Below are 26,479 nucleotides of genomic sequence, written 5' to 3'. Positions count from 1 at the left end.
GCCGGGGCCGAAAACCAGGATGCTACAGAACGGCTTCGAAATTCCCCTTAACTCGCCGGAAGGCCCGCAGGCCGAAATAGAACAGCAAGCCGGCCAGCACGATCAGATATGCCAGGCCGCCCGGATCCGGGCTCTGGTGGTGGATGAGCGGCTGCCGATATCCCTCAGCCAGGATGAAAAAAGGATTGTACTGGGACACCGTTTTGACAAGCGCCGGCATGACATCGATGGGATAGAAAATCGGCGTTCCGAAAAGAATCATGACCAAGGCATTAGGTATAACGAAGGTCATATCCCTTACGAATACGGTGATTGCGGACAGCCAGAGACCGATTGCGGCGACAAAGAAAAACTGCAGGAATACTATCAACGGCACCCAGGCGATATGCCAGGACGGCGGATTCCCGTCCACAATCATCAGAATGGCCAGAAATATCAAGCTCACGCAAAGTGGCACGATGCCCGTCGCCGCCGCCGAAATGGGCAGGATTTCGGACTTGAAGGCCAGGTTCTTGACCAGTCCGGACGCCGCCACCACGGAGGAGGCCGCCAGGGTGATCGACTCCGATATCGCGATCCAAGGGCCATAGCCGCTGATCAACCAGACGACATAGGCCAGCGTGGTGTCGGCCCCCGGCAGTTTCGATTTGTAGACGAAGCCAAAGACGAACGTAAATATTCCCAACATGAACAAGGGATTGACGACAGCCCAGACCATGCCCAGGGCTGAGCCTAGGTATTTATCACGCAGATTGACGACGAAGAAATTCCACGCCAATTGCAGATCACGCTTATGAAAACCAAGCACGATATTCACCCTTGATTCAAGAAAACAGGCTTGGCCTCGATTTGAAGCGGATAAAGAAGCATCGGCACGCCTCCCGAGGGCGGGTTCTGTGTATAGACTTCAAAGATTTTCGAGAGCACGGTACTCTGGCTCTCGCCGCGATCTATTTCGATATCGAAGCGATATACGCCCTGGCCGAGAACAACCCGCACCATGTCCAGCTCAAACTTGATCCGCCCCTGGTCATCCTGGCAGGCGGGCGGGACGCTGGCACGCCACATCAAGGTGCCGTCAAGACGAGTGACCGCGCATGATACTGCAGTTGCCTGGGCGTACCGCGGCGTCTGCAGGGCCACGAGGAGCGAGGCCGGCTCGCCCGCCTCGATGAGCGTGCGGTCGCCATCGCCGCCCTGCGTCATCCTGAAATCCTGGATCGACCAGCCCTGCGGCAATTCGACGTCCCGCGCCTGGGCCTTGAAGCGCTGGAGCAGGCGCTCTTCGTCCTCCGAGCGAACCGAATCGATATATTTCTCGATGACGTTTGCGGGCGTGCCATCCATGACGACACGTCCGCCATCCATCCAGATGCAGCGATTGCAGATGGCCTGTATCGCGCCCATGGAGTGCGACACGACGATGACGATGCGGCCCTTGGCGCAGATTTCGCGGATTTTCTCTGTTGCCTTGGCTGAAAACTTGGCGTCGCCGGCGGACAGGGCTTCATCAATGATCAGGATCTCCGGTTCCAGGCAGGAAATCATGGCAAAGGCCAGCCGCGATTTCATCCCGGTCGAATAAGTCCGGACGGGATAATCGATGAACTCACCGATATCGGCGAACGCAATGATCTTGTCCACAACCGCATCGATCTCTTCGCGCGACTTGCCCTGCACCTCGCCATCGATATAGATGTTCTCCCGACCCGTCGCCTGCTCGCGCAGTCCCACGCCCAACGTCATGATGGACGTCACGGAGCCGGACACCTCCAGGGAGCCGGAACTCGGTGTGGACAATCCCGCCACCATATGCAGCAGCGTGGATTTGCCAGCACCGTTGCGGCCGATGATGCCGATGCGTTCGCCTTCACCGATCTCCAGGCTGACATGGTCGACGGCGACCTTCTCCGAAGCTTCGCCAGCGGCGGTGCCGCGCAGGGCGAACTTCTTGACCAGTTCATTTGCCTTTATATAGAGCGTCACTGCGCCACCTTGATTTCCACCGGCAGAAGAACCGCCGCATCGGCCGCGGGCCCGGACACGGTCAGGTCCCAACCGTTACCCGTCGTCCAACTGCGCGAGTCGTGAACCTGTGCCGGCTCGTCCAGCGACGCACGGTGCCGGCTCAATGCAACGTTCAGGGAGTACTGCCCGGTGACCAGCGGCAGACCGTCTATCTTGACGCGAACCTGATGGCGGCCGGCGTGTGTGGCGACCAGCATATTGCTTTCGATAAGCAGGATCTCCCAGCCGGTTCCGACCCGCAGCGTCTCGACGGAAAAAGAAAATGCCACCGGTTCATCAATCGAGGATTCAATCTCGAACACGAACTCCGCGTCCTCGCCGCTGACGGCCTGATACAGCGTCGGGTGATCTTCGACGAACCGCGCCTGTCCCGCCTGCGGAACGTCGATGTCCAGATACTGGACAACCACCTTGTCGCTGGGCCCGGAAGCCACCAGCTGGCCGCGCTTGAGAATATGCGATTGCTCGCACAGCCTAAGCACAGATACCCAGTCATGCGTGACCAAGATGCCGGAGGCGCCGTTGAGCAATAACTTGCGCATGCGGCTCCAGCACTTGGCCTGGAAATGCTCATCGCCCACCGACAAGAGTTCGTCGATCAGGTAAATCTCGTGCTGCAAGGCCGTAGCCGTCGCGAAATACAGGCGCGCGGCCATACCGGCGGAATACGTCAGAATCCGCTGGTCGAAACTGCCCTCCAGCTCCGAGAAATCCAGGATGTCATCCAGATAGGGCTGCTGCCGCTTGCGCGGCACACCCATGATGGAAAGATACCGGAGGGCGTACTCCCGTCCCGTCAGATGCCGGTTTCCCATGCCGCCTAGCTCGAACAGCCCGCAGGCCAGGCCGTCGACATGCAAAGAGCCGCGGGTGGCGTTGTAGACGCCGCCAAGAATACGCAGCAAGGTGCTTTTACCGGCGCCGTTATGACCCAGAATGCCCACTATCTTGCCGCGCGGCACCGATAGCGACACGCCTTTCAGGGCATGGAAAGTCTTGCCCCTGAGCGGCAGGCCCAGCAGCATGCGCCACACATTGCTCTGCCCATCGATCGGAAAGACTTTTTCCACACCTTCGCAGACCAGCGCGAGCGGCCGGCATGCCAAATCAGCCATTCGTGGGCTCCTTTCTCAACAGGCGCCGGCCTCTGAGCAGGCCCGCATAGACCCGGTCGAAGTGCCGCGCGCCGGCATGCGATGAATGCCATTTGACAGCGAATGCCCGGCTGCGCCGTCCGATCTCTTCACGCTCATCCCGATTCTCGATGAGCCGCTTGACGACCTGGTATACATTGCCGGGGTTGGCCTGCACCACGGGTAATTCGTCGACATACTCGGGAAACTCCACCCGCATGCTTTCCAGCCATTCCGGCCGGATGAAACAGACCAGCGGCTTGCCCAGCATCAAGGCCTCGCGTCCGTTGGCTCCGAAAAAACCAAAGGTCAGCATATCCAGCACGATGTCGGCCTGCGCCTGGTAGAAGCGGATCTCCCTGTTCGGCACATGGTGGTAAGACAGGTGCTCAACATCATGGCCTTCGGCCCTGAGCCGTTCGATCAGGGGCACGTAGATATGCGAAGACTTGATATTCGTGCCTTCCTTGTCCGTGCGGGCGTCCTTGTTGCCGATCACATGATAAAGCCGCACCACGCCTGGCCTGTCCTCAAGCCGATAGGCCTCAGGTATTTCCAGATCCGGCCGCCAGAGATCCTTGTCCAGGCAGTAAAAGCCCGGCGCCTCATGGACACGGGGATCATCGTTGTAATCCGCGCGGTTGCCGCCGATATTGCATTGGTAGTCCGCCACGGAATTGCGGAATCTGGCCCAGGTGAGATTGCCTTCGTCGCTGCACACTTCCGGGTGGTTGCGCCAGTTGCATGAAGCGCAGGGCGATATGGGCCCCCATTGCGAGAACGAGGTCTGGGATACCCCGTCCATACAGCCTGTGTTGGAATAGACGATCTTCTTTCCCAGCGCCCTGAGCAGGTCAATCTCGAAATGCTCCCAGAAATTCTCCTTGAAATAGCCGCTCAACTGGAAACCGAACGACAGCCCCCCAATATTGGCGAAATGGAAGATGTCGTACCTGTCGATGGCTTCAAAGAAAAAATCGAGTTTGGCCTCCAAGGACTGGTACTTCTCATCGGCGAAGTGGAAATCGTGTCCGTGGTAGTAGATCTGCGAAGCGGGATTCAAGTCCCAGTTCAGCACATCGGCCTGCCAGCCCAGCCTGCGCAACTCGCGCGACAAGTACCAGGCATGGTAGTAGGACTGCCCACAGAACAGCACCGCCCGCCGCGGGGCGATACGCCGCCGCGCGCGGTGCAAGGGCTCCAGCACGTACTTCATCATCGCCTTCGGATGACGCTTGAAAAATTCGCCGAAAACGACTTCCCTGATATTCACTCTAGCTCCGACATTGCTTCTATCCCCGGCCGGCGCCCGCCAGCAGGGATCTTGTGCCCTGGACGCCGGTCTCCATCAAGGCGTCCACGATGGAAAGGCCGGTATTGAACTCCGTCTGTCCGTGCTGCGGATACACCGGGTGACGAAAACCTTGGTAAATCAGACCGATACCCGCCGCGCGGAACTTTTCATCTTCCTGATAGCCCGAGGTCCCCCCACCGCACATATACGCATCCGCCCCCGCGCGCCGCGTCAGATCGATCAGCAGATCGGTGGCGGACGACACCGCACCGAGATCCGAACTTATCAACAGCTTCTCGCGGGGAATCCCTAGGAGGGCGCAGATCTCGACGATTGCCCCGATGTTGAACTCGGACAAACTCTCAGTCTGGCGCATCAACATCGCTTCCACCAGCGGAAAGGCCTCGCGAAAATACGGCGCGCGCGCATACGACATCGCGATGGCCCGGCTGACTTTCTCGCGCCATCCACGATTGATGGGACTGAAACGCATATCGCGGATGGCTCGCCCACCGTGATAGGAGCGGTCCACCGGCGCGGTCACCCATTTGGGTTGCCCCGAGATCCGCATCTGCACGCGATTGGTCCAGCTGCCGTGACTGTACTGGACATCATCCAGCAGGATGAACACATCGCTGCGCGCGATCTTGTCGAAATAGCCCAGCCATGGGAAAAAATTGGGTTGATGTATCGCGCATATCCGATGCGTCATCATGCCTGCTCCAACCAAGCCCGCAGGCGGCCGCGCAGCACCGCGATGTCCTGCATGGGCACATACTCGGGCACGTGCAACCGCTCGCCGTTGCCGCGTTCCACATAGGCGCCGCCCAATGGCCGGACTTGGGCACGAATCCAATTGAACATCTGCCTGTCCGTCATGTTCGCCACATCCAATCTGGGCGAGTCCGCGTTCAGGCGCGGGTTGCGCGTCGCCGCGTCTTCGGCCTGCGGGTGGCAGGCAAGCCCTCCGGCAACAATACCTGGCAGGTAGGCATTCAGCAGCTGCTGCGTCGCGGCATGCACGCGCTGCGCCAAAGTAACCCAGGTGTCTCCCTCCTCGATGGCCACCGCCGAGCGGGCCACCACCGGCCCGGTATCCAGGCCTTCGTCGAGATAATGCAGGCTGACGCCGCTGGCCGGCTCGTCGTTGATCATGGCCCATTGGATGGGATTGGGGCCACGATTGCGCGGCAAGAGAGCGGCATGGACGTTCAAGGCATCGTAATCCACCAGTTCCAGCACCTCGGGGCGCAGGATCATGGAATATGAGTGCGCCAGCAAACGGGTGGGCCGGGTGCGCGCCAATTGCGCCACGAACTCCGCGTAACCCGGATCGTCGCGGCGCGGCTGGACCAGGAAAGGACAAGCCGCCTCGGCCGCCCGCCCCGCAAGGGCATCGAAGTACTGTGGCCGGATACCCGCGCCTACGATGGCGCAAATCCGGGCCTGCGACGGCAGCCTGGACCACAGGTCGGCCAGGCCACCGCCGTCGACGAACAAGGCCAGGCGCGTCGTCGATTGCTGCGTGGACGATACCGTCTTCATCTGCTTAGCGCCCGACATTCTTGCGGCCAAACGCGGCAAGGTCATTGTCATACTGGCGCAGCGTGGCCTCGGCCCGGCCGCGCACGCAGCGTTCGACGCGCTCACGCGGACTCATGGGCGTGTCCACCCACCAGGCCGGATGAGTCAGCACCTGCAAGCAATGGTCTTCGCCCTTGGCCAGCACCTCGGCCAGGCGGCGATGGCGCCAGTACCCATTGGAATCCGAGCAATAACCCACTTGGTCGCGGAAGTAGGCCGAATACGTATTGATCAGGCCGCCGTAGCGTGCATCCCGCTGCTCAAGCATCCAGACATCTGGATTATGGAAGGAAAATACATCAATGGCCTGGCCGAACAGGCGCTCAAGCAGGCGGGCCTCGAAGTACAGCAGGTCCTCCAGCTGGTCAACCGCCTTGACGCCGTAATAGCCACAATCGAAGTGCAGGCCCAGACGGTGGCCCAGGGCCAGGATACCTTCGACCTGGCGCAGGATGACGCGATCCATCAGATTGTAGAAATCACTATGCGGCAACAGGAAAAAGGTGCTGCTTACCTTCTCCTGCGCCTCGATCTCGGCCAGCTTGCGGGCCGCGTGGACCGAAAAGTCGACATCGTGGCGCCACAACACAAAGCGTTCGTCCTCCCTGTAATCATGAAAGTGCCTGAAGGTGTAATGTGCCCGCGCGGCACGCAGCTGCTCGCGATACGCCGAACGCGTGAAATCCGCGTAGTGATACTTCAGGGCAAGTTCGTCTTGATCCGATTGCATTGCTAGACCTTGTTCTATTGAGCCTGATCATGAAACCGACGATGCGATCCGCGCCGCAAGGCAGGCATGAAGCATTCGCCGTCAGCCGTGTCAGCCTCGAGAATCTCCACGCTGCCATCCCCGGTGGCCACGATCACCCTATCCTGAGGCAGACACAAGACCTGACCCGGCGCGCCGAACAGCACCGCTTCCGTGTAGACACGCGCCCGCCATATCCGCACCTGCCGATCCGAAAACCAGCTGAATGCGCCCGGATAAGGATGGCTGACAGCCCGCACCAAACGGACGATGTCGGCAGCCGGTCGGTGCCAATCGATCAGGCCGTCCTCCGGCGCGCGCTGGGCACCATAGCTCGGTGTGCCGATCTGCGTCCGCGGCACCAGCGTTCCGTTGACCATGCCATCGACGCAGCGCTCGATCAAACGCACGCTCGCCGCATTGCAGTGCTTTACCAGATCGCCGATGTAGTCGTCCGGTCCGATCGGTATGGCCTCCTGACCATACAAGGGCCCATCGTCCACGCCGTCACTCAACACGAACAGGCTGACTGCCGTTTCCTTCCACCCGGCCAGCATGGCCCAGTTCAGGGGCGCACCGCCGCGCAACTCGGGCAAGCGCGACGCGTGCAGGCCTACCGCTCCCTGCGCAAAACAATCGCGCAAACGCCGCGGCACCATGTGATACCAACCAGCGACGATGCAAAGATCCGCCACGGATGCCTTGAAGTAATCGGTCAGGGCGTCTACACCGCCATATTCGACGGCGGCGATGCCGCGGCTGGCGCACCAGCCCCGGACGTCAGCCTGGCGCGACACGGAGACCGGCTTGTCGCTATAGGAAATGGAAAAGGCCGGCGCCACATGCACAATGCACGTGACTTCATGGCCGGCGCGCAGGACTGCCTCGGCGATGGACAAAGTGGTATCGGTGCTTCCGAGTAGCGCGATTCGTCCCATTCATATTTCTCCGGAGTGCATGAATCGACCGCTCGTTAGAACGTCTGGCGCAGCCATGCGTCGACGCTTAACAGGGACCAGATGAGCAAGCGGCGATTGCGCGCCCCACTCAGATGCTCCTCGACTAATTTCCTCACCACCCGGGCATCCATCAACTCGTATAGCGGCGAGTTTCCGGTCATGAGAGTGCGCTTGACGAATTCCAGGCTGTCGCCCTTGAACCAGCTCGAGTCGGGGGCCGAGAAACCCTGTTTCTCCGCCCGCGCGATGTCCTTAGGCAAACGGCTGCGCATGACATCGCGCAGAATCGTCTTGCCATCGCGATTCCGCTCAAAATAGGCATGCACCTTGCTGCCCGGCTCGTTCTCGTTGATCTTGACGACCTCGGCCAGGTTATTGAGCTTGAGCCGCACGGGGCAGCTCATGGCGAAGTCCACAAGATCGTTGTCCAGGAATGGAACCCGCGACTCCAGGCCGTGCGCCATACTCAGCTTGTCCTCGACAACCAGCAAGCCGTGCAGAAAGGTCTTGGCCTCAAAGTAAAGCGAGTGGTTGATGTAGTCTTCCGGACGGCACAATTGGTCGGCATGCTGCTTGAACACATCGCGGAAGATGTCGCGTGTCCAGACATCCGAGACGTCCTTCCAGATGGGCGCGAACATCCCGCGCAAGGCTGTATTGGGCACAAGCCGTTGCCAGAACTGGTAATACTTGTCGATGTAGTGCTCAAAGTCGTCGTTGACGACAGCCCGATAATACCGCCAGGGATAGCCGCCGAACAGCTCGTCACCGCCCGCCCCGGACAGGACGACCTTGACAAACTTGGAAGCCAGCTTTGCTGCGTAGTAGTTGGGATAGCTCTGACCCACGCGCGGCTCTTCCAGGTGCCAAGCCAGCTGCGGCAGCACGCGCTCCATATCGCCTGACTTCAACACCATTTCATAGTGCTCGGTCTTGAAGCAGTACGACATGTATTCGGCCTTGCTGCGTTCATCGAAACCGAGCTCTATGCCCGATGCCGATGTCATATCAAAGCCGCAGGTAAACGTCTTGATATAAGGATGGGACTCGGCCGCGATGGAGGTGATCGAACCGGAGTCGATGCCACCGCTCAGATAGGAGCCCAACTCGACGTCCGTGACCAGCTGTCGGTTGACGGCCTGGTGAAAGAGACGGCCTAGCTCTTCACGGTAGGCTTCGTCGTCTCCCTGACAGTCCGGCTCCCTGAAATCGAAATCCCAGTACTGGACCGGCTTCAGCGCGGGTGATGCGCTGCGCAGATCAATAGAGGCATAGTGTCCCGCTGGCAGGAGCTGGATATCCTGCAGCAACGTGCGGGCAGTGAAGATATTCTGGAACGTGAAGTACTCGAACAGGGCCTCGCGGTCCAGTTTGCGTTCGAACTCCGGCCTTGAAAGAATGGCCTTCTGCTCGGATCCGAACGCCAGGATATTGCCTTGCAGGCTATAGTAAAGCGGTTTGACGCCGTAGCGGTCGCGTGCCAGCGTCAATTGCCTTGCCTGGCGATCCCATAAGGCAAATGCGAACATGCCATTCAGTCGCGCCAGTGTCCGGTCCAGGCCCCAGGCAGCGACGGCATGCAGCAGGACTTCTGTGTCGGTGCGCGACCGGAACTGGCAGCCTTGCGCTTGCAGCTCGCCGCGTAGCTCCCTGAAATTGTAGATCTCGCCGTTGTAGCTCAGCACATAGCGCGAATCCGCCGACATCATCGGCTGATGTCCGGCCGGCGAAAGATCGATGATGGCCAGCCGCCGATGCCCCAGGCCCACGTTGCCCTCGATCCAATGCCCTTCGCCATCCGGCCCCCGATGGGCGATGGCGTCGGTCATGCGTTGCAGCGCCACCGGAGAAACCGGTACACCGTCGAGCTGGATCAAACCTGCAACACCACACATAGTCGTTTTCAGCGCGTTCGCGCATTCAGGAAAGAAAATGGACGGCGCCGTTCCATGTGGAACGGCGCGTCCGTCGCGCACGAGCCTTTGCTGCGAATGCGGATCTAGGCAGCCAGTGCGCGCAGTTCACGCACCACATACCGGTAGTCTTCCTCCGACATGCGGTTGTGCAGCGGTATGGCCATCGAATAGTCATTGCAGTCGCGCGCACCCGGAAAGTCCTCGGGCTTGCAGCCGAATCGTTCGCGATAGAACCCAAGCATGTGCACGGCATGGGTGCCGGGACGCGTGGCGATACCTCGCTCCTGCAAGCGCTGCATCAAATCGTTGCGCGGCATGGGCGCGGTGACTGGGTCCACCCAGGTGACAAAGGATTGCCAGCCGTGGCGCGCGTCTTGCGGTTCCTGCGGCAGGCGCAGCCAGGCAATGTCGGCGAGCTGCTCGCGGTAGAAAGCCGCCCAATTTGCCCGTTCGTCGATAAAGGTGTCCAGCTTGGCGAGCTGCACCACACCGACGGCGCCCTGCAGGTCCGTCATGCGGTAGTTGAAGCCCATCAAATCGAAGTCAGCCAGGATCCAGGGCCGCGGACCATGGTGGCGCTGCTCTTCCGAAATACTGGCGCCATGGTTGCGCATCTGGTTCATGCGTTCGGCCAACTCGGCATTATTGGTGGTCACCATGCCGCCCTCGCCCGTCGTCACGGATTTGCGCGGGTGGAAAGAGAACACGCCGACATCGCCCAAGCTGCCGGCCGGTCGGCCGCGCAATCCCGCGCCGGCCGCGCAGGCCGCATCCTCGACGATGGTCACCGACGCTGGAAGCACCGCGCGCAGGGCATCGGTATCGGCGCACAGGCCGAACAAGTGAACGGCAATGACCGCGCGTGTTCGCGCGGTCACCTTGGCCGCCACCTGCGAAATATCGATATTAAAGGTCTCGGGGCTGACATCGACGAAGACCGGCGTACCGCCGCAGTACAGCACGGCATTGGCCGTCGCCACCCAGGTGAAGGCCGGCACGATGACCTCATCTCCCGGCCCGATACCCAGGCCTGCCAGCGCCAGGTGCAACCCCGTAGTGCAAGATGTCACCGCCAGCGCATGATCGACCTGGTGCCGCTGAGCGAACGCTTTCTCAAAAGCCGCCACCTTGGGGCCTTGCGTCAGCCAACCGCTCATCAAGGGCTCGCGAACCGCCTGCCATTCCTCTTCGCCGGTCATCGGCAGGGAAATGGCGATGTTCCGCTTCTCGGATGGGATGCTCACGCCTCGTCTCCATGGGCCACGCGCCAGTCGATCAACTTCTGCAGCCCTTCGGTCAATTCGTACTTGTAGACGAAATCCAGGTCGCGCGTCGCCTTCTTGGGGCAGCCGATACGGTTCTGCACCAGACGCCGCGCATCATCGGCACTATAAGGACGGTACTCGACCTTGAGATCCGACTTCTTCAGGTCGAGAATGGTGTCGCACAGCTGCTTGATACTGGTTTGCACACCTGTGCCCACGTTGTAGAACTGATCCGTGGCGTCGGACACCAGGGCCTGTACATTGCAGCGCGCAACGTCCTCGACATAAATGAAATCGTAGGCCTGGGTACCATCGCCGTTGATGATCGGCGCCTCGTTGGCATCGATCTTGTTCAACATGATGGGAATGACGCCCGTATAGGCTGCGGTCTGGTCCTGGTGCGGACCATAGACGTTCATGTAGCGCAAGCCGACGTAACTCAAGCCATAGCGATCATGGAAAGCATGGCACATCGCCTCGCCGGCGATCTTGCTGGCGCCATAGAAATTGCGATTGTTGAAGGGATGCTCTTCGGTCATGGGCACTTCGAGCGCATCGCCATAGACCGATGCCGACGACGAATACACCAGGCGCTTGATGTCGTTCTTGACACAGGCCTCCAGCACGTTGAACGTGCCTTCGATATTGACGTGGAAGGCCGTGCGCGGAAAATCCTTGCAATGCAGAAGCCACATCGCCGCCAGGTGCACCACGCCGTCCATGCCACGCATCGCGTCGTTCAACAGGTCGATATCACGGATATCTCCGCCATTCGGGTACAGCCGGCAACGCGGGTCCTTGAGGTATTCGGCAATGTTGCCGTGCTTGCCGCGGGCAAAGTTGTCATAAATGACAACCTCGGCCACCGGATGCTTCAAAAGCTCCGCGACAACGAAACTGCCGATAAACCCTGCACCGCCGATAACCAGAATTCTTGAACCGTCTAGCTTCATGGAGATATACCCTTAATTGCGACGAGCAAACAGTCCATTTTATCCGGAACCGTGCATCGTCCGCTGGCAGGCCCCGCTCACGCCCAGCCCGCAAATGCATATTTACAGCCAGTCGAAACTCGTACCCGCCGATTTCATATGTTTACTATTCAATGGAAATGATTGACGTTTCCATGTCAAAAATAAATGCGTTACTCGATAAATAGAAAGCCCCTTGCCAGCAAACCGACATGGGGCCTTGAATATCGAAAACAAACAGAATCAGAACGGAATATCGTCGTCCATGTCCGCCAGATTGGCCGCGCCGCCGCCCACGGGGGCCGCCGGCGCCGGCCGCTGGGCCGGGGCCGGGCGCTGCGCGGGCGCGCGCTGCTGGCGCGGGGCCTCGTCATAGCCGCCACCACCGCCGTAGTTGCCGCCGTCGCCGCCATCGCGCCCGCCCAGCATCTGCATCTGGTCGGCGACGATTTCGGTGCTGTAGCGGTCCGCGCCGGTTTCCTTGTCCTGCCACTTGCGGGTCTTCAGGCGGCCCTCGATGTAGACCGAGCGGCCTTTCTTGAGGTATTCGCCAGCGATTTCGGCCAGGCGGTTGTACATGACGACGCGATGCCATTCGGTTTCTTCGCGGCGCTCGCCGGAGGCCTTGTCCTTCCATTGGGAGGTGGTGGCCAGCGAAAGATTGCAGATTGCCGCGCCGTCCGGGCTATAGCGGACCTCGGGGTCGCGCCCCAGGTTGCCGACGAGAATGACTTTGTTGACGGATGCCATGCGATGCCCCTCTGTTGTGATCTGCCCGCCGCCTCTATGGACGGCGGCGCCAGCGCCCAACATAAAACCTGTTCAAGACGAAGGCCTTAACAAACACGCCGGTCTCATGCAGAAGACCGGCGTCGGTGACGGACCCGAAAGTCCGGTTTAAGGCCTGAAGTAAGCGCCATTATCGACGATATCGGCAACCCGCGCTACGCCGGACTGTGACCAAACGATGATGCGCCTGCCGGGGCCGGCCGGCGGCCCGGCCGAGACGCCCTCAGCGCAGGGGCTTCATGGCCCAGGCGGCCGCCAGCCAAAAGAGAGACAAAACAGCGGCGGCCAGGAAAACGCCATCGGGACCGGTCCGCGCGGCCAGCCAGCCGCCCAGGGCGCCGCCGGTAAACAGGCCCGCGGCCTGGGCCGTATTGTAGAAACCCAGGGCCAGGCCTTTGTATTGCTGCGGCGCCACGCGCGAGACCAGCGAGGGCTGCAGGGCCTCCAGAATATTGAAGGCGACGAAAAAGCCCGTCAGGGCAAGGGTCAGCGGCAGGAAGGACTGGGCGGCCAGGGGCAGCAGGGCGCAGACCAGGGCCAGCCCGGCCACGGCGGCGCGCAGGGCCGCGCGGTGCGCGCGGTGTTTTTCGGCCACGAAGATGACGGGCACCATGCAGACGAAGGACAACAGGATGACCGGCAGGTAGACATGCCATAGCGCGCCCAGGTCCAGGCCGCCGGTGCGGGCCAGCAGCGAGGGCACGACCACGAAGAGCGCCACCTGGATCAGGTGCAGGACGAAGACGCCGAAGTTCAGGCGCAGCAGTTCGCCATGCCGCAAGACTTCGCTGGCGCGGGCCTGCTGCATGCTGCGCGCCTGGGTCATCGGCACCACGGGCACCACCCAGCGGGCCACGGCCAGGCTGGCCAGGCCCAGGCAGGCGATGGTCCAGAACAGGCCATGCAGGCCCCACCACCCCACCAGCACGGGCGCCAGCACCAGGGACAGCGCGAAGGACAGGCCGATGGAGGCGCCGACCATGGCCATGGCCCGGGTGCGGACTTCGTCGCGCGTGGCGTCGGCCAGCCAGGCCGTCACGGCGGCGGAAATGGCCCCGGCGCCCTGGATGGCGCGGCCCATGGTGATCCAGAACACGTCGTCGGCGCGGGCGCAGACCACGCTGCCGGCAATAAAGAGAAGCAGGCCGGCGACCACCACGGGACGGCGCCCCCAGCGGTCCGAAGCCAGGCCGAAGGGGATCTGCATGATGGCCTGGGTCAGGCCGTACATGCCCAGGGCCAGGCCGACGCGGGCAGGATCATCGCCGCCGGGCAGTCCGCGGGCCGCGACGGCGAAAACGGGCAAGAGCAGGAACAGGCCCAGCATGCGGCAGGCGAACAGCCCGGCCAGGGCTACGCTGGCGCGGCGCTCGGACGAGGTCAGTTTCAGCTTCGGGTGTTCCGCCATGTATCTCTTGTCTAGGTATGCGCCGGCCGCCGGGCGGCGCGCAGGGGCGCCATCACTCTGGACGGCTCGGCGCGCTATAGTACCAAGTTGGCCTTTGAAACTGCTTAAACCCAGCCCGCTTGCCGCAGGCGGGCAAAGAAGGACGCGGAATGGACGAAATACGCATTCGCGGTGCCCGAACCCACAATCTCAAGAATGTCTCGCTGGACCTGCCGCGCCACCAATTGGTGGTGATCACCGGCCTGTCCGGCTCGGGTAAGTCATCGCTGGCCTTCGACACGCTGTATGCCGAGGGCCAACGGCGCTATGTCGAAAGCCTCTCGGCCTATGCCCGCCAGTTCCTGCAGTTGATGGACAAGCCCGATGTGGACCTGATCGAAGGCCTGTCGCCGGCCATTTCCATCGAACAGAAGGCTGCCGGCCACAATCCGCGCTCCACCGTGGGCACCATCACCGAGATCCACGATTACCTGCGCCTGCTCTACGCCCGCGTGGGCACGCCTTATTGCCCCGACCACGGCCTGCCGCTGCAGGCCCAGAGCGTCAGCCAGATGGTCGACGCCGTGCTGGGCTGGCCGGCCGATACGCGACTGGCCATCCTGGCGCCCATCGCGCGGGCGCGCAAAGGCAGTTTCGAGGATGAGTGCGCCAGCCTCCAGGCCCAGGGCTTTGTGCGCCTGCGCGTGGATGGCAAGCTGGTCGAAATCGACCAGATGCCGCCCCTGAAGAAAACCGAAAAGCACGACATCGATGTCGTGATCGACCGGCTGCGCGCCCGCCCCGAAAGCAAGCAGCGCCTGGCCGAGAGTTTCGAGACGGCGCTGCAGCTGGCCGACGGCCGCGCCATCGCGCTGGACCTGGACAGCGCGCACGAGCAGGTCTTCTCCAGCCGCTATGCCTGCCCGGTCTGTAGCCACAGCCTGCCCGAGCTGGAGCCGCGGCTGTTCAGCTTCAACAACCCCATGGGGGCCTGCCCCAGCTGCGACGGCATCGGCCAGGTGGGATATTTCGATCCCAAGCGCGTGGTGGCGTTTCCGGAACTGAGCCTGGCCGCCGGCGCCATCCGCGGCTGGGACAAGCGCAATGCGTTTACGCACTCGCTATTGACCAGCCTGGCGACGCATTATGAATTCGACATCGAAACGCCTTTCGAGGAACTCAGCGAGGAGATTCGCGACAAGGTGCTCTACGGCTCTGGCGAAGAAGAGATCGCGTTTTTCTATCTCAATGAAAAAGGCCGCAGCAGCGTCAAGCGCCACCCCTTCGAAGGGGTGATCCCCAATCTTGAGCGGCGCTGGCGCGAAACCGATTCGGCCACGGTGCGCGAGGAGCTGGGCAAATACCGCAATATCAAGACCTGCCCGGACTGCGGCGGCTCACGGCTGCGCCCGGAAGCGCGCCATGTGCTGATCGGCGATGAGCCCGGCCAGGGCCAGGAGCGCGGGCAGGCCATCTACGAAGTCGAGGCCATGCCGCTGTCGGCCTGCCTGGCCTGGTTCCAGGCGCTGCGCCTGACCGGCGCCAAGCAGGAAATCGCGCAACGCATCGTGCGCGAGATCGAGGCGCGGCTGAGTTTTCTGAACAACGTGGGCCTGACCTATTTGTCGCTGGACCGCAGCGCCGACACGATTTCCGGCGGCGAGGCCCAGCGCATCCGCCTGGCCAGCCAGATTGGCTCGGGCCTGACCGGCGTCATGTATGTGCTGGACGAACCCTCCATCGGCCTGCACCAGCGAGACAATGACCGCCTCATCGCCACGCTGCAACACCTGCGCGACCTGGGCAACAGCGTCATCGTGGTCGAGCATGACGAAGACATGATCCGCCTGGCCGACTGGGTGGTGGACATGGGACCGGGCGCCGGCGAACACGGCGGCCAGGTCGTGGCCCAGGGCCGCCCCGAGGCCGTGCAGGCCGATCCCGCCTCGCTGACCGGCCAGTACCTGAGCGGCGCGCGCGCCATCGCCATCCCGGACAGGCGTCCCGTCAGCGAGGACCTGCCCTGGCTGGAGCTGACTGGCGCCACGGGCAACAACCTGAAGTCGGTTGATCTGCGCGTGCCGGCCGGGCGCCTGGTCTGCGTGACCGGCGTGTCCGGCTCGGGCAAATCGACCTTGGTCAACGACACGCTGGCCGTCGCGGTCGCGCGCGCGCTCAACCATGCCCAGGGCGATGCCGCGCCTTATGCGACGCTCACCGGACTGGAGCATTTCGACAAAATCATCAGCGTGGACCAAAGCCCCATCGGACGCACGCCGCGCAGCAATCCCGCGACCTACACCGGCCTGTTCACGCCGATACGCGAACTGTTCGCCGGCGTGCCCGAGGCACGCACGCGCGGCTACGACCCGGGCCGCTTCAGTTTCAACGTCAAGGGCGGCCGCTGCGAGGCCTGCCAGGGCGATGGCGTGGTCAAGGTCGAAATGCACTTCCTGCCGGACATGTATGTGCCCTGCGACGTCTGCCATGGCAAGCGCTACAACCGCGAAACCCTCGAAATCCGTTATCGCGGCCGCAATATCAGCGAGGTGCTGGACCTCACGGTGGAGCAGGCCCTGGAGTACTTCGAGTCGGTGCCGGCCATCGCGCGCAAGCTGCAGACGCTGATCGATGTGGGCCTGTCGTACATCCGCCTGGGGCAGTCGGCCACCACCCTGTCCGGCGGCGAGGCGCAGCGGGTCAAGCTGTCGCTGGAGCTCTCGCGCCGCAGCACCGGCCGCACGCTCTACATCCTGGACGAGCCGACGACCGGCCTGCATTTCCGCGATATCGAGCTGCTGCTCAAGGTCCTGAACCAGCTGGTCGACAGCGGCAACACCGTCCTGATCATCGAGCACAACCTGGACGTCATCAAGACGGCCGACTGGCTCATCGACATGGGCCCGGAAGGCGGCGATGGCGGCGGGCGGCTGATCGCCCAAGGCACGCCCGAGACTGTCGCCGCCACGCCGGAAAGCCACACCGGCCATTACCTGGCGCGGGTTTTGCAGCGCCACAAAACCCGCTAGACTGGGTCCCCGCGTCCTGATGGCTGCCGAGATCCATACCATGTACACCCTGCTGATAGGCAATAAGAACTACTCTTCCTGGTCCTTGCGCGCCTGGCTGGCCCTGCGCGCGGCTGGCGTGCCTTTCCGCGAACAGAAGCTGGGGCTGTTCACCGAAGCCTTCGGCCAACGGCTGGGCGGCGTGACGCCGGCCGGCCTGGTGCCCGTGCTGCTCGACGGCGAGTTCGCCGTCTGGGACTCCCTGGCCATCTGCGAGTACGCCGCCGAACGCCATCCCGAGATGTGGCCGGCCCAGGCCCGCGCACGCGCCAGGGCGCGCTCCCTGGCGGCCCAGATGCACAGCGGCTTTGGCGATCTGCGCCGGCTGCTGCCCATGAATATCGAAGCCAGCCTGCCCGGCATCGATATCGGCCCGGCCCAGCAGGATATCTCCCGCGTGCAGGCCATCTGGCAGGACACGCTGGCCGAGTTCGGCCACGGCGGTCCTTTCCTGTTCGGCCGCTTCAGCATCGCCGACGCTTTTTACGCGCCGGTGGTCTCGCGCTTCACAACGTATGGCGTGGCCGCCTCCGGCCCGGTGCGCGACTATATGGACGCGGTGCAGGCCCTGCCCGCCATGCGCGAATGGACGCGCGATGCGCTGGCCGAGGCCACCTTCGTGCCTGAAGACGAGCCTTATCGCAGCCATCGCTGACGCGCGCGTTCTAGGCACAAACCCGGTTACATCTGCAATAGAAATCGGGTATGTTTGACGCGGACGAGGCCGCCTGGCGGCCTCGACGCTCAAACACATGCTGCACCATGGACGCCGACCACGAATTACGCATCGCCAGCGCCTTATACGCTGGCGTTGCCGATACGGAACAATGGCGCCAGGCCCTGACCCTGGCGGCGCAAGCCGTGGATACGGATCGCTGCGCCGTGCTGGCGCGCAATGTCGCCAGCGACGCCATCCTGGTGATCGACAATGCCGGGCTGGCCACCGTCACCCTGGACGAATACGAAGGCCATTACCACAGCATTGACGACTTCATGCGCGCGGCCCGCGCCGTGCCCACAGGCGGCTGCCTGCGCGACTATCCGGCCTTCGGCGCCGATGGCATCCGCCGCTCGCCCTTCTACAACGACTTCCTGTATCGGCATGACATCGGTTCGCTCATGCTGACCCAGGCCCTGCGCGAGCCCGAGATCGAATGGACCGTCGCCTTCCAGCGCAGCCCTGGCCGGGGCCATTTCGAAGATGCGCATGAGCGCGCGCTGGGCCGGCTGGTGCCGCATCTGCAGAAAGCCCTGCAGCTGCGCCTGCGGCTGCGCGAACTGGAGCGCCGCGCCAGCCTGGGCGAAGCCGCGCTGGACACCTTCGGCACGCCCTTGCTCTGCGTCGCGTCGTCGGGCCGCCTGCTGATGGCCAACCTGGCTGGCGAATCCTGGTACTCACGCCACGGCAAGCAACTGGAGCGCAGCGCGCAATGGCCGGGCGTGCTGGGTTCGGCCACCGGCAGCATGGGCCCGGCCGTGGCCGAGGGCCTGCGCCTGCCCGATGGCAGCCATGTCGTGGCCCTGCCCGCCCCGCCGGCCTACCGCGGCCGCGAAGGCCAGGGTCTGGCCCTGGTGCTGATCCATACCCATCTGAATCCCGCGCCTCCGGCCCGCGGCATGCTGAAGTCGCTGTTCGGCCTGAGCGCGGCGGAGTACCGGCTGCTTGAAGTCCTCATGTCCGGGGCGACCCTGCCCCAGGCCGCCCGGCAATTGGGCATCTCCGTCGAAACCGTGCGCACGCAGAGCAAGGCGGTGCTGCAAAAGACCGGCGCTCAGCGCCAGTCGGGACTGATGCGTCTTGTCAGCGCCCTGCAAAGCCCCATGCCGGCCAACTGAAACGCCGTCGCCGGCAAGAAAAAACCCGCCCACTCTGATGCGATGGTTGCCCCGGATCGCATCGCAGTGGGCGGGAAAGCACGGCGAATGTGCTTCGCCATACTAGAGAGGACGCGCGCCGGGCGCATCCCCCAATTGGGGGAGAAACCCCATCAGCCCATCTCGAAAAGCCGCCGGTGTTCGCCAATGGCGTAGCGGTCCGTCATGCCGGCGATATAGTCGGCGATGGCGCGCGCCTGGCCGCGCTCGTCCTCGCGGCGATAGTCCGGCGGCAACAAGCGGGGATCGCCAAGAAAGGCCTCGAAAAGCTCGCGCACGATGCGCCTGGCCTTGCCGGTCATGCGCACTACCTTGTAGTGGCGGTACAGGTTGTCGAACAGGAATTTCTTCAGGGCGTCGGCCTCGCGGCGCAACGGCTCCGAGAATCCGGCCAAGGGCGGGGCACGGCGCACGTCATCGGCGCTGGCCGGCGCGGCGTCGCGGATGCGGGCCAGGGTGTTGGCCGTCAGGTCCATGATGAGGGTGTTGATCATGCGCCGCACCGTCTCGGCCGTGGCGCGGCGCGGCGCCAGGTCCGGATAGCTGGCGCGCACCTCGGCATAATGCCGGGCGAAGAAATCCACCTCGCCCATCTGCTCCAGCGTCAGCAGGCCGGAACGCAGGCCATCATCGATATCGTGGTTGTTGTAGGCGATTTCGTCGGCCAGGTTGGCCAGCTGCGCTTCCAGCGAGGGCTGGGTGCGGGACAGAAAGCGCTCGCCCACCTCGCCCAGCTGGCGCGCATGCGCCACCGAGCAATGCTTCAGGATGCCTTCGCGGGTCTCGAAGCACAGGTTCAGCCCGTTGAATTCGGCATAGCGCTCTTCGAGCTCATCGACCACGCGCAGGCTCTGCAAGTTGTGTTCGAAGCCGCCGGCCAAAGGCGCGAGCTCGCGCATGCAGGCATTGAGTTCGTCCTGGCCGGCATGGCCGAAAGGCGTGTGCCCCAGATCATGGGCCAGGGAAATGGCTTCGGTGAGATCCTCGGACAGCCTCAGGCTGCGCGCCAGCGTGCGGGCGATCTGGGCCACCTCCAGGCTGTGCGTGAGCCGCGTGCGGAACAGATCGCCTTCGTGATTGACGAAGACCTGGGTCTTGTACTCCAGGCGCCGGAAGGCATTGCAGTGGATGATGCGGTCGCGGTCGCGCTGGAATTCGCTGCGGTTTTGCGCGGCCGGCTCTGCGTATTGCCTGCCGCGCGTCAGGGCCGGGTCGGATGCGTAAGAAGCCAATTCACTCATTTGCACTACCGTCCCGTCCCTTGCGTTTAGCCGGCCTGAACTGTTCGATCCAGCGCCGCGCGTATGGCCGATGGCGGCGCCGTGCGCATACCGGCCTGTCCGATACGCGGCATCAAGACAAAGCGTATTTCACCTGCTTCGGATTTCTTGTCAACCATCATGAGCGAAATCCAGCGGTCGAAACCCAGGTCCGGCGCGGCGACGGGACAGCCTATGGCCTGGACCAGGGCGCGCACGCGCTGCACATCGCCCGGCGCAAAGCCTTCGACCTCGGCCGAGAGCTCGGCGGCCTGCACCAGGCCGCAGCCCACGGCCTCGCCATGCAGCCACTGCCCATAGCCCAGGCCAGACTCGATGGCGTGACCGAAGGTGTGGCCCAGGTTGAGGATGGCGCGCAGGCCGGACTCGCGCTCGTCCTTGCCCACCACCTGCGCTTTCAGTTCGCAGGAGCGTCGGATGGCATAGGCCAGCGCCTCGGGCCGCAGGGCGCGCAACGCGTCGACATGCGCTTCGCACCAGGCCCAGAAATCGGCGTCGAGGATGAGGCCATACTTGATCACCTCGGCCAGGCCGGCCGAGACTTCGCGCGCCGGCAGCGTGGCCAGCACATCGGTGTCGATCTCCACGGCCACGGGCTGGTAGAAGGCGCCGATCATATTCTTGCCCAGCGGATGGTTGACCGCGGTCTTGCCCCCCACCGAGGAATCGACCTGGGACAGCAGCGTGGTGGGCACTTGGACAAAGCGGATGCCGCGCATATAGACCGCGGCGGCAAAGCCGGCCATGTCGCCGATCACGCCGCCGCCCAGCGCCACCAGCACCGCGCGCCGGTCCAGGCGATGCTCCAGCAGGGCGTCGAAGATCTTGTTCAGCGTCTGCCAGTCCTTGTAGGCCTCGCCATCGGGCAGTTCGATGCGCAGGACCTTGCGGCCGGTGCGCGCCAGCGCGGCTTCGGCCCGCTCGGCGTATAGCGCGGCGACGGTGGGGTTGGTGACAATGGCGATGGCCGTGGCATCGGCGGGGATGCTTTCATCCAGGCGATCCAGGCGGCCCGGGGCGATGCGGATGGGATAGCGTCCGCCCGGGGTATCGACCTCGACAACATTCATAGCTTTTTCTCGTACGCTTGCAGCTTGGGCAGGATGGCCTTGACCAGGGTGGCGATGGGCGTGGAGCCGGTCTCGATCACCAGGTCGGCCACTTCATGGTAGAGCGGTTCGCGCTTGACCATCAGGTCGCGCAGCGTGCCGCGGGGATCGGCGGTGGCCAGCAACGGGCGATTGCGGTCGCGGCAGGTCCGGCGGTAGAGTTCGTCGACGCTGGCGCGCAGATACATGACGATGCCGCGTTCGCGCAGGAAGCGGCGGTTTTCCTCGGCCAGCACGGCGCCGCCCCCGGTGGCGAGAATTATCCCCCGCCGTTGAGTACACTCTTGCAATGCGGCGGATTCCCGCTTGCGAAAACCGGCCTCGCCCTCTATCTCGAAAATGACGGGCACGCGCACGCCGCAACGCGCCTCCAGCTCATGGTCCAGATCGATAAACTCACGGCCCAGCGCCCGCGCCAGGCCGCGCCCGATGGTGGTCTTGCCCGCCCCCATCATGCCAACCAGGAAAATCGGCAAATCGTGCGGCAATTGCGCCAGGGCTTCGATGCTTTCGCCGGCGGCGGCCGCGGGAGCGGCCCCCGGATCAGGCGGCTCTTCGTCGGCGCCGGCGCACAAGTTAGCGGAGAGATTCATGCCGGCATTATCCCATTGCCGCAAGTTGCCCGCTTACCACAAAGATTTATTTTGTTACATCGCCTCCGATCAGACCTCGGAAGGCATACAGAGATCACCGTAAAATCGCCGCGATGAGCAAGCGTCCGAATTCTTCCAAGCAGGATCAGCCCGCCCCCGGCGGCTCGATGTTTTTGCGGTTTCTGGTCAAGACCGGTATTTTTTTCGGCGGCCTGGCCCTGTGCGGCCTGGTGCTGGCCGGCATGGCGCTGGCGCTGGCCTGGCCCAACCTGCCGGATCTGCACGCCATGACCGACTACCGTCCGCGGGTGCCGCTGCGCGTCTACACCGCCGACAAGGTCCTGATCGGCGAATTCGGCGAGGAACGCCGCAATGTGCTGCGCTTCAATGAGATCCCGGATGTGATGAAGTCGGCGGTGCTCGCCGCCGAGGATGACCGCTTCTATCAGCATGGCGGCATCGACTGGACCGGCGTGGTGCGCGCCGGCCTGACCAACCTCATCAATATGTCCAAGACGCAGGGCGCCAGCACCATCACCATGCAGGTGGCGCGCAATTTCTATCTGTCGTCCGAAAAAACCTATTCGCGCAAGTTCTACGAACTGCTGCTCACCTTCAAGATTGAATCCGAGCTCACCAAGGACCAGATCCTCGAGCTCTATATGAACCAGATCTATCTGGGTCATCGCGCCTACGGGTTTGCCGCGGCCTCGCGCACCTACTTTGGCAAGCCGCTGTCGCAGGTCACGCCCGCCGAAGCCGCCATGCTGGCGGGCATCCCCAAGGCGCCCTCACGCTTCAACCCGATTTCCAACCGTCCGCGCGCCGAACTGCGCCAGCGCTATGTGCTGGGCCGCATGTACTCGCTGGGCTACCTGACCGAGCCCGAGTACAAGACCGCGCTGGCCCAGCCCATCATCATGAAGTCGGCCGAGGGCACGCCGGCCGGCGGCTATGCCATCCACGGCGAATACGTGGCCGAGCTGGCGCGCCAGCTGCTCTATGGCGTCTACCAGGACAACGTCTATTCGCGCGGCATCAACGTCTACACCACGGTCTCCTCCAAGGACCAGGAGTCGGCCTACCGCGCCGTGCGCGACGGCGTGCTGGAATACACCCGGCGCGCGCCCTACCCCGGCCCCGAAGACCAGCTCGACCTGCCGGCGGGCACCGAGAAAGATCCGCAGGCGCTGGATGACTTCCTGGACGGCGTGTTCGACAAATACTCCGACAGCGGCGATCTGCTGACCGCCGTGGTGCTCTCGGCCTCGCCGACCGAAATCAAGCTGGCGCGCAGCTCGCGCGAGATCATCACCATCACCGACAAAAAGGTGCTGGCCGTCGTGGCCCGCGCCCTGAATCCCAAGGCCGCGGCCGAGCAGCGCCTGCAGCGCGGCTCCGTGGTCTATATCCACAAGCTCGGGGATGAAGGCTGGGAAGTCATCAACATGCCCGCCGTGCAGGCGGCCTTCGTGGCGCTCTCGCCGCAGGATGGCGCCATCCGCGCCATGGTCGGCGGCTTTGACTTCTACCGCGGCAACTTCAACCGCGTCACCCAGGCCTGGCGCCAGCCGGGTTCGAACATCAAGCCCTTCATCTACGCCGCCTCGCTGGAGCGCGGCCTGACCCCGGGCACGCAGATCTCCGACCAGCCTTTCGAGCTGTCGGCCGCCCAGACCGGCTCCAAGGCCTGGCACCCCAAGAACTACGGCAACCAGTACGAGCCCATGCTGACCATGCGCCAGGGCCTGTACAAGTCCAAGAACATGGTGTCCATCCGCATCCTGCAGGCCATCGGCCCGCAATATGCCCAGGACTACCTGACGCGCTTCGGCTTTGATAAGGCGCGCCAGCCCGCGGTGCTGCCGCTGGCCCTGGGCGCCGGTTCGGTCACGCCGCTGCAGCTGGCCGGCGCGTATTCGGTATTCGCCAACGGCGGCTACCGCGTCACTCCCTATCTGATCGACCACGTCACCGACAGCAGCGGCAAGGTGCTGATGCAGGCCCGCCCCGTGATCGCCGGCGACGAGGCCGCTCGCGCCATCGATCCGCGCACCGCCTGGATCATGGATGACATGCTGCGCGGCGTCGCCACCAGCGGCACCGCGGCGCGCGCGCGCGCCGTGCTCAAGCGCGGCGACGTCGCCGGCAAGACCGGCACCACGAACGAATCGGTCGACGCCTGGTTCTCGGGCTATACGCCCAATCTGGTGGCCACCGCCTGGCTGGGCTTTGACCAGCCCAAGTCCCTGGGCTCGCGCGAGACGGGCGGCGGCGTGGCGCTGCCGATCTGGCTGGATTACATGCAGGACACCCTCAAAGGCGTGCCCGAGGGCAAGCAGCGCCCCAGGCCGGACGGCCTGCTGGCCGAAAACGGTGACTTCTATTTCGCGGAGTTCCCGCCCGGACAGGCCGTGGCCCGCCTGGGCCTGCCGCAACCGGGCGAGGATACCCTGGGCGACTTCCTGAACGGCCTGGGCGGCGGCAACCAGAATGTGCGCACCGCCCCCAGCTTCGGCAGCAGCTCGCAACAGCCCTGGTCGCAGAATATTCCCTTCTGAGGCCAGGCCCGGGCCGGCGCCCCGCTAGACGCGGACGCTCAGGGGCACGCCGGCGGCCGCCGAGCAGATCTGCGACAACGCATCGGCCAGATTGGGGCCGCCGCGCGTATCCAGCCACTGCTGGCCGTCAAAGCGGTAATGAAAGCCGCCGCTACGGGCCGCCACCCAGAGTTCCTGCATGGCGGCCTGGCTGTTGATGACGACATGGGTGTCGTCCTCGAAAATCAGGGTCAGGACGTTGCCGCTGCGATTGGCCTCGATATCCACATCATGCGCGGCCATCCAGTCATCGGCCTGGCTCTCGATGCTGTCGAGCACTTGTTCGGTCAACGCAAGAAATTCGGTTTCGGTCATAATCCAACCTGCAACGATTACGGAGTTACCAGTGTCCCACATGGCCTTCAGCCACAGGGTTTTTCGCATTGTAGCCACGCTTTCGGCCACCGGTCTGATCGCGGCCTGCGGCTACAAAGGCCCCCTGTACCTGCCGGCGCCCTCGGATCAGCAGGGTAGCTCCGGCGCGAAACAAGCCCCCGCGCAAACCGAAAACCGACCCCGTATTCCCACCAGCCCGCCCCTGCCATGACCGCGCCTTCCTCCCAGCCCCAACTGGCTGGCCATCCGTATTTCCATTACAAGCATGGCGTGCTGCACGCCGAAGGCGTCGCCCTGGACATCCTGGCGGCCAAGCTGGGCACGCCGCTGTACGTGTATTCGCGCGCCGCCCTGCATGCCGCCTATGACAGCTACCGCCAGGCCATCGGCGACCGGCCGGTGCTGGTCTGTTACGGCATGAAGGCCAATTCCAACCTGGCGGTGCTCAAAGAATTCGCCCGCCTGGGCGCCGGCTTTGACATCGTGTCGGGCGGCGAACTCAGGCGCGTGCTGGCCGTGGGCGGCGACCCGGCCAAGATCGTGTTCTCGGGCGTGGGCAAGCAGGCATGGGAAATGCGCGAGGCGCTGGCCGCCGGCGTCAAGTGCTTCAATGTCGAGTCCGTCGCCGAACTGCATCGCCTGTCCAAGGTCGCCCAGGCCGAGGGCCAGGTGGCGCGCGTCTCGCTGCGCGTCAATCCCGATGTCGACGCGCAGACCCATCCCTATATTTCCACCGGCCTGAAGGAAAACAAGTTCGGCATCGCGATCGACGAAGCGCTGCACGCCTACCAGACCGCGGCCAGCCTGCCCGGCCTGCGGGTCGTCGGCGTGGACTGCCATATCGGCTCGCAGCTCATCGATGTCAGCCCGTATTTCGATGCGCTGGACAAGCTGCTCGACCTCATCGACCGCATGGCCGCGCAAGGCATCGCCATCGAGCACCTGGACCTGGGCGGCGGCCTGGGCATCCGCTACACGGATGAAGTCCCGCCTTCGCCCAAGACGCTGCTGGACGAGGTCTTCAATCGCCTGCAGGCGCGCGGCTACGGCCATCTGCACCTGGTGCTGGAACCGGGCCGCTCGCTGGTCGGCAACGCCGGCATCCTGTTGACCACGGTGCAATTCCTCAAGCACAACGAGGCGCGCAACTTCGCCGTGGTCGACGCCGCCATGAACGACCTGCTGCGTCCCACGCTCTACCAGGCCTATCATGGCGTGCGCGCGGTGGTGCCGCGCGAGACCGAAACGCGCGTCTATGACGTGGTCGGCCCGGTGTGCGAAAGCGGCGACTGGCTGGCCAAGGAGCGCAGCCTGGCCATCGAGCAAGACGACGTGCTGGCGCTGGAATCGGCCGGCGCCTACGGCATGGTCATGGCCGGCAACTACAACACCCGCCCCCGCGCCGCCGAGGTCATGGTCGACGGCGAGCAATACCATATCGTGCGCCAGCGCGAATCCATCGAGGACCTGCTCAGGGGCGAATCCACCCTGCCCTGAGCCTCGGGCCAGACTGCCGGCAAAGCCCCGCTTGCGGGGCTTTTGCT

23 protein-coding genes are annotated in these 26,479 nt (G+C 63.5%); 6 read left to right on the top strand and 17 right to left on the bottom strand.

Translation table 11 applies throughout. From position 1 onward, the window contains the following. Window positions 1-22 precede the first annotated feature (22 nt). The 13 genes from L540_RS07015 to L540_RS06955 all read right to left on the bottom strand — a co-directional run bounded on the left by L540_RS07015 (window position 23) and on the right by L540_RS06955 (window position 14,095). Window positions 23-817, bottom strand: coding sequence for an ABC transporter permease (locus L540_RS07015; RefSeq protein ID WP_231584747.1), 795 nt, complete (start codon window positions 815-817; stop codon window positions 23-25). Beyond that, on the bottom strand, window positions 814-1,986 hold the full coding sequence (locus L540_RS07010; protein WP_043207249.1) for an ABC transporter ATP-binding protein: 1,173 nt from the start codon (window positions 1,984-1,986) through the stop codon (window positions 814-816). Before L540_RS07010 ends, L540_RS07015 begins: the two co-directional genes overlap by 4 nt. Continuing rightward, window positions 1,983-3,143, bottom strand: coding sequence for an ABC transporter ATP-binding protein (locus L540_RS07005; RefSeq protein WP_043207251.1), 1,161 nt, complete (start codon window positions 3,141-3,143; stop codon window positions 1,983-1,985). The genes L540_RS07010 and L540_RS07005 overlap by 4 nt, the downstream gene beginning before the upstream one ends. Then, window positions 3,136-4,434, bottom strand: a complete 1,299-nt coding sequence (locus L540_RS07000) for a glycosyltransferase (RefSeq protein WP_043207254.1) — start codon at window positions 4,432-4,434, stop codon at window positions 3,136-3,138. The genes L540_RS07005 and L540_RS07000 overlap by 8 nt, the downstream gene beginning before the upstream one ends. Before the next feature lie 19 nt (window positions 4,435-4,453). Next, complete coding sequence (locus L540_RS06995) at window positions 4,454-5,170, bottom strand: WbqC family protein (protein ID WP_043207257.1); 717 nt, start codon at window positions 5,168-5,170, stop codon at window positions 4,454-4,456. Further along, on the bottom strand, window positions 5,167-6,000 hold the full coding sequence (locus L540_RS06990) for a methionyl-tRNA formyltransferase (protein ID WP_043207259.1): 834 nt from the start codon (window positions 5,998-6,000) through the stop codon (window positions 5,167-5,169). Before L540_RS06990 ends, L540_RS06995 begins: the two co-directional genes overlap by 4 nt. 4 nt (window positions 6,001-6,004) lie before the next feature. After that, window positions 6,005-6,769, bottom strand: a complete 765-nt coding sequence (locus L540_RS06985; RefSeq protein ID WP_043207261.1) for a polysaccharide deacetylase family protein — start codon at window positions 6,767-6,769, stop codon at window positions 6,005-6,007. 14 nt (window positions 6,770-6,783) lie between these two features. Next, on the bottom strand, window positions 6,784-7,725 hold the full coding sequence (locus L540_RS06980) for a methionyl-tRNA formyltransferase (protein WP_043207262.1): 942 nt from the start codon (window positions 7,723-7,725) through the stop codon (window positions 6,784-6,786). Window positions 7,726-7,760: 35 nt separating this feature from the next. Next, complete coding sequence (asnB, locus tag L540_RS06975; RefSeq protein ID WP_043207263.1) at window positions 7,761-9,641, bottom strand: asparagine synthase (glutamine-hydrolyzing); 1,881 nt, start codon at window positions 9,639-9,641, stop codon at window positions 7,761-7,763. 104 nt (window positions 9,642-9,745) lie between these two features. After that, window positions 9,746-10,906: a DegT/DnrJ/EryC1/StrS family aminotransferase gene (locus tag L540_RS06970; RefSeq protein ID WP_043207264.1), complete on the bottom strand. Its 1,161-nt coding sequence runs from the start codon at window positions 10,904-10,906 to the stop codon at window positions 9,746-9,748. Next, the gene (locus L540_RS06965) at window positions 10,903-11,880 is read right to left on the bottom strand and encodes an NAD-dependent epimerase/dehydratase family protein (protein ID WP_043207265.1); all 978 of its coding nucleotides are present in this window, start codon (window positions 11,878-11,880) and stop codon (window positions 10,903-10,905) included. Before L540_RS06965 ends, L540_RS06970 begins: the two co-directional genes overlap by 4 nt. A 261-nt stretch (window positions 11,881-12,141) precedes the next feature. Further along, window positions 12,142-12,648: a single-stranded DNA-binding protein gene (gene ssb, locus L540_RS06960; protein WP_043207266.1), complete on the bottom strand. Its 507-nt coding sequence runs from the start codon at window positions 12,646-12,648 to the stop codon at window positions 12,142-12,144. Between the two features lie 262 nt (window positions 12,649-12,910). Next, window positions 12,911-14,095, bottom strand: coding sequence for an MFS transporter (locus tag L540_RS06955; RefSeq protein ID WP_043207268.1), 1,185 nt, complete (start codon window positions 14,093-14,095; stop codon window positions 12,911-12,913). Between the two features lie 149 nt (window positions 14,096-14,244). Between L540_RS06955 and uvrA the strand changes: the two genes are divergently transcribed. The 3 genes from uvrA to L540_RS06940 all read left to right on the top strand — a co-directional run bounded on the left by uvrA (window position 14,245) and on the right by L540_RS06940 (window position 18,978). Further along, complete coding sequence (gene uvrA, locus L540_RS06950) at window positions 14,245-17,103, top strand: excinuclease ABC subunit UvrA (RefSeq protein WP_043207269.1); 2,859 nt, start codon at window positions 14,245-14,247, stop codon at window positions 17,101-17,103. Between the two features lie 40 nt (window positions 17,104-17,143). After that, entirely contained in the window at window positions 17,144-17,797 is a 654-nt protein-coding gene (locus L540_RS06945; protein WP_043207400.1) for a glutathione S-transferase family protein, read from the top strand. A gap of 107 nt (window positions 17,798-17,904) precedes the next feature. Continuing rightward, window positions 17,905-18,978: a helix-turn-helix transcriptional regulator gene (locus L540_RS06940; RefSeq protein WP_043207271.1), complete on the top strand. Its 1,074-nt coding sequence runs from the start codon at window positions 17,905-17,907 to the stop codon at window positions 18,976-18,978. A 152-nt stretch (window positions 18,979-19,130) separates the two neighbouring features. On the opposite strand, the gene L540_RS06935 is transcribed toward L540_RS06940, so the two are convergent. The 3 genes from L540_RS06935 to L540_RS06925 are packed head-to-tail and all read right to left on the bottom strand — an operon-like array spanning window position 19,131 to window position 21,999. Further along, a complete protein-coding gene (locus L540_RS06935) occupies window positions 19,131-20,258 on the bottom strand; it encodes a deoxyguanosinetriphosphate triphosphohydrolase (protein WP_043207272.1) in 1,128 nt (375 codons plus the stop codon). 26 nt (window positions 20,259-20,284) lie between these two features. Continuing rightward, complete coding sequence (gene aroB / locus L540_RS06930; protein ID WP_043207273.1) at window positions 20,285-21,367, bottom strand: 3-dehydroquinate synthase; 1,083 nt, start codon at window positions 21,365-21,367, stop codon at window positions 20,285-20,287. Further along, window positions 21,364-21,999 (bottom strand): shikimate kinase, encoded by a 636-nt coding sequence (locus L540_RS06925; protein ID WP_043207274.1) that lies wholly within the window; start codon window positions 21,997-21,999, stop codon window positions 21,364-21,366. The genes aroB and L540_RS06925 overlap by 4 nt, the downstream gene beginning before the upstream one ends. A gap of 113 nt (window positions 22,000-22,112) precedes the next feature. On the opposite strand from L540_RS06925, the gene L540_RS06920 reads away from it, so the two are divergent. Then, on the top strand, window positions 22,113-24,560 hold the full coding sequence (locus L540_RS06920) for a penicillin-binding protein 1A (RefSeq protein WP_043207277.1): 2,448 nt from the start codon (window positions 22,113-22,115) through the stop codon (window positions 24,558-24,560). A 24-nt stretch (window positions 24,561-24,584) separates the two neighbouring features. Here the strand turns inward: L540_RS06920 and cyaY are convergent, their stop codons facing one another. After that, window positions 24,585-24,914: an iron donor protein CyaY gene (gene cyaY / locus L540_RS06915; protein ID WP_043207278.1), complete on the bottom strand. Its 330-nt coding sequence runs from the start codon at window positions 24,912-24,914 to the stop codon at window positions 24,585-24,587. On the opposite strand from cyaY, the gene lptM reads away from it, so the two are divergent. Further along, window positions 24,865-25,146, top strand: coding sequence for an LPS translocon maturation chaperone LptM (lptM, locus tag L540_RS22125; RefSeq protein WP_414734115.1), 282 nt, complete (start codon window positions 24,865-24,867; stop codon window positions 25,144-25,146). The genes cyaY and lptM overlap by 50 nt on opposite strands. Beyond that, window positions 25,143-26,432: a diaminopimelate decarboxylase gene (lysA, locus tag L540_RS06910; RefSeq protein WP_043207279.1), complete on the top strand. Its 1,290-nt coding sequence runs from the start codon at window positions 25,143-25,145 to the stop codon at window positions 26,430-26,432. The genes lptM and lysA overlap by 4 nt, the downstream gene beginning before the upstream one ends. The last annotated feature ends 47 nt before the right edge of the window (window positions 26,433-26,479 follow it).

Origin of the sequence: Bordetella pseudohinzii, assembly GCF_000657795.2 — a bacterium.
In the GTDB taxonomy this organism is placed as follows: Bacteria; Pseudomonadota; Gammaproteobacteria; order Burkholderiales; family Burkholderiaceae_B; genus Bordetella; species Bordetella pseudohinzii.
Note: the sequence above shows the minus strand (reverse complement) of the source record. Positions and strands in the feature narration are given on the sequence as shown.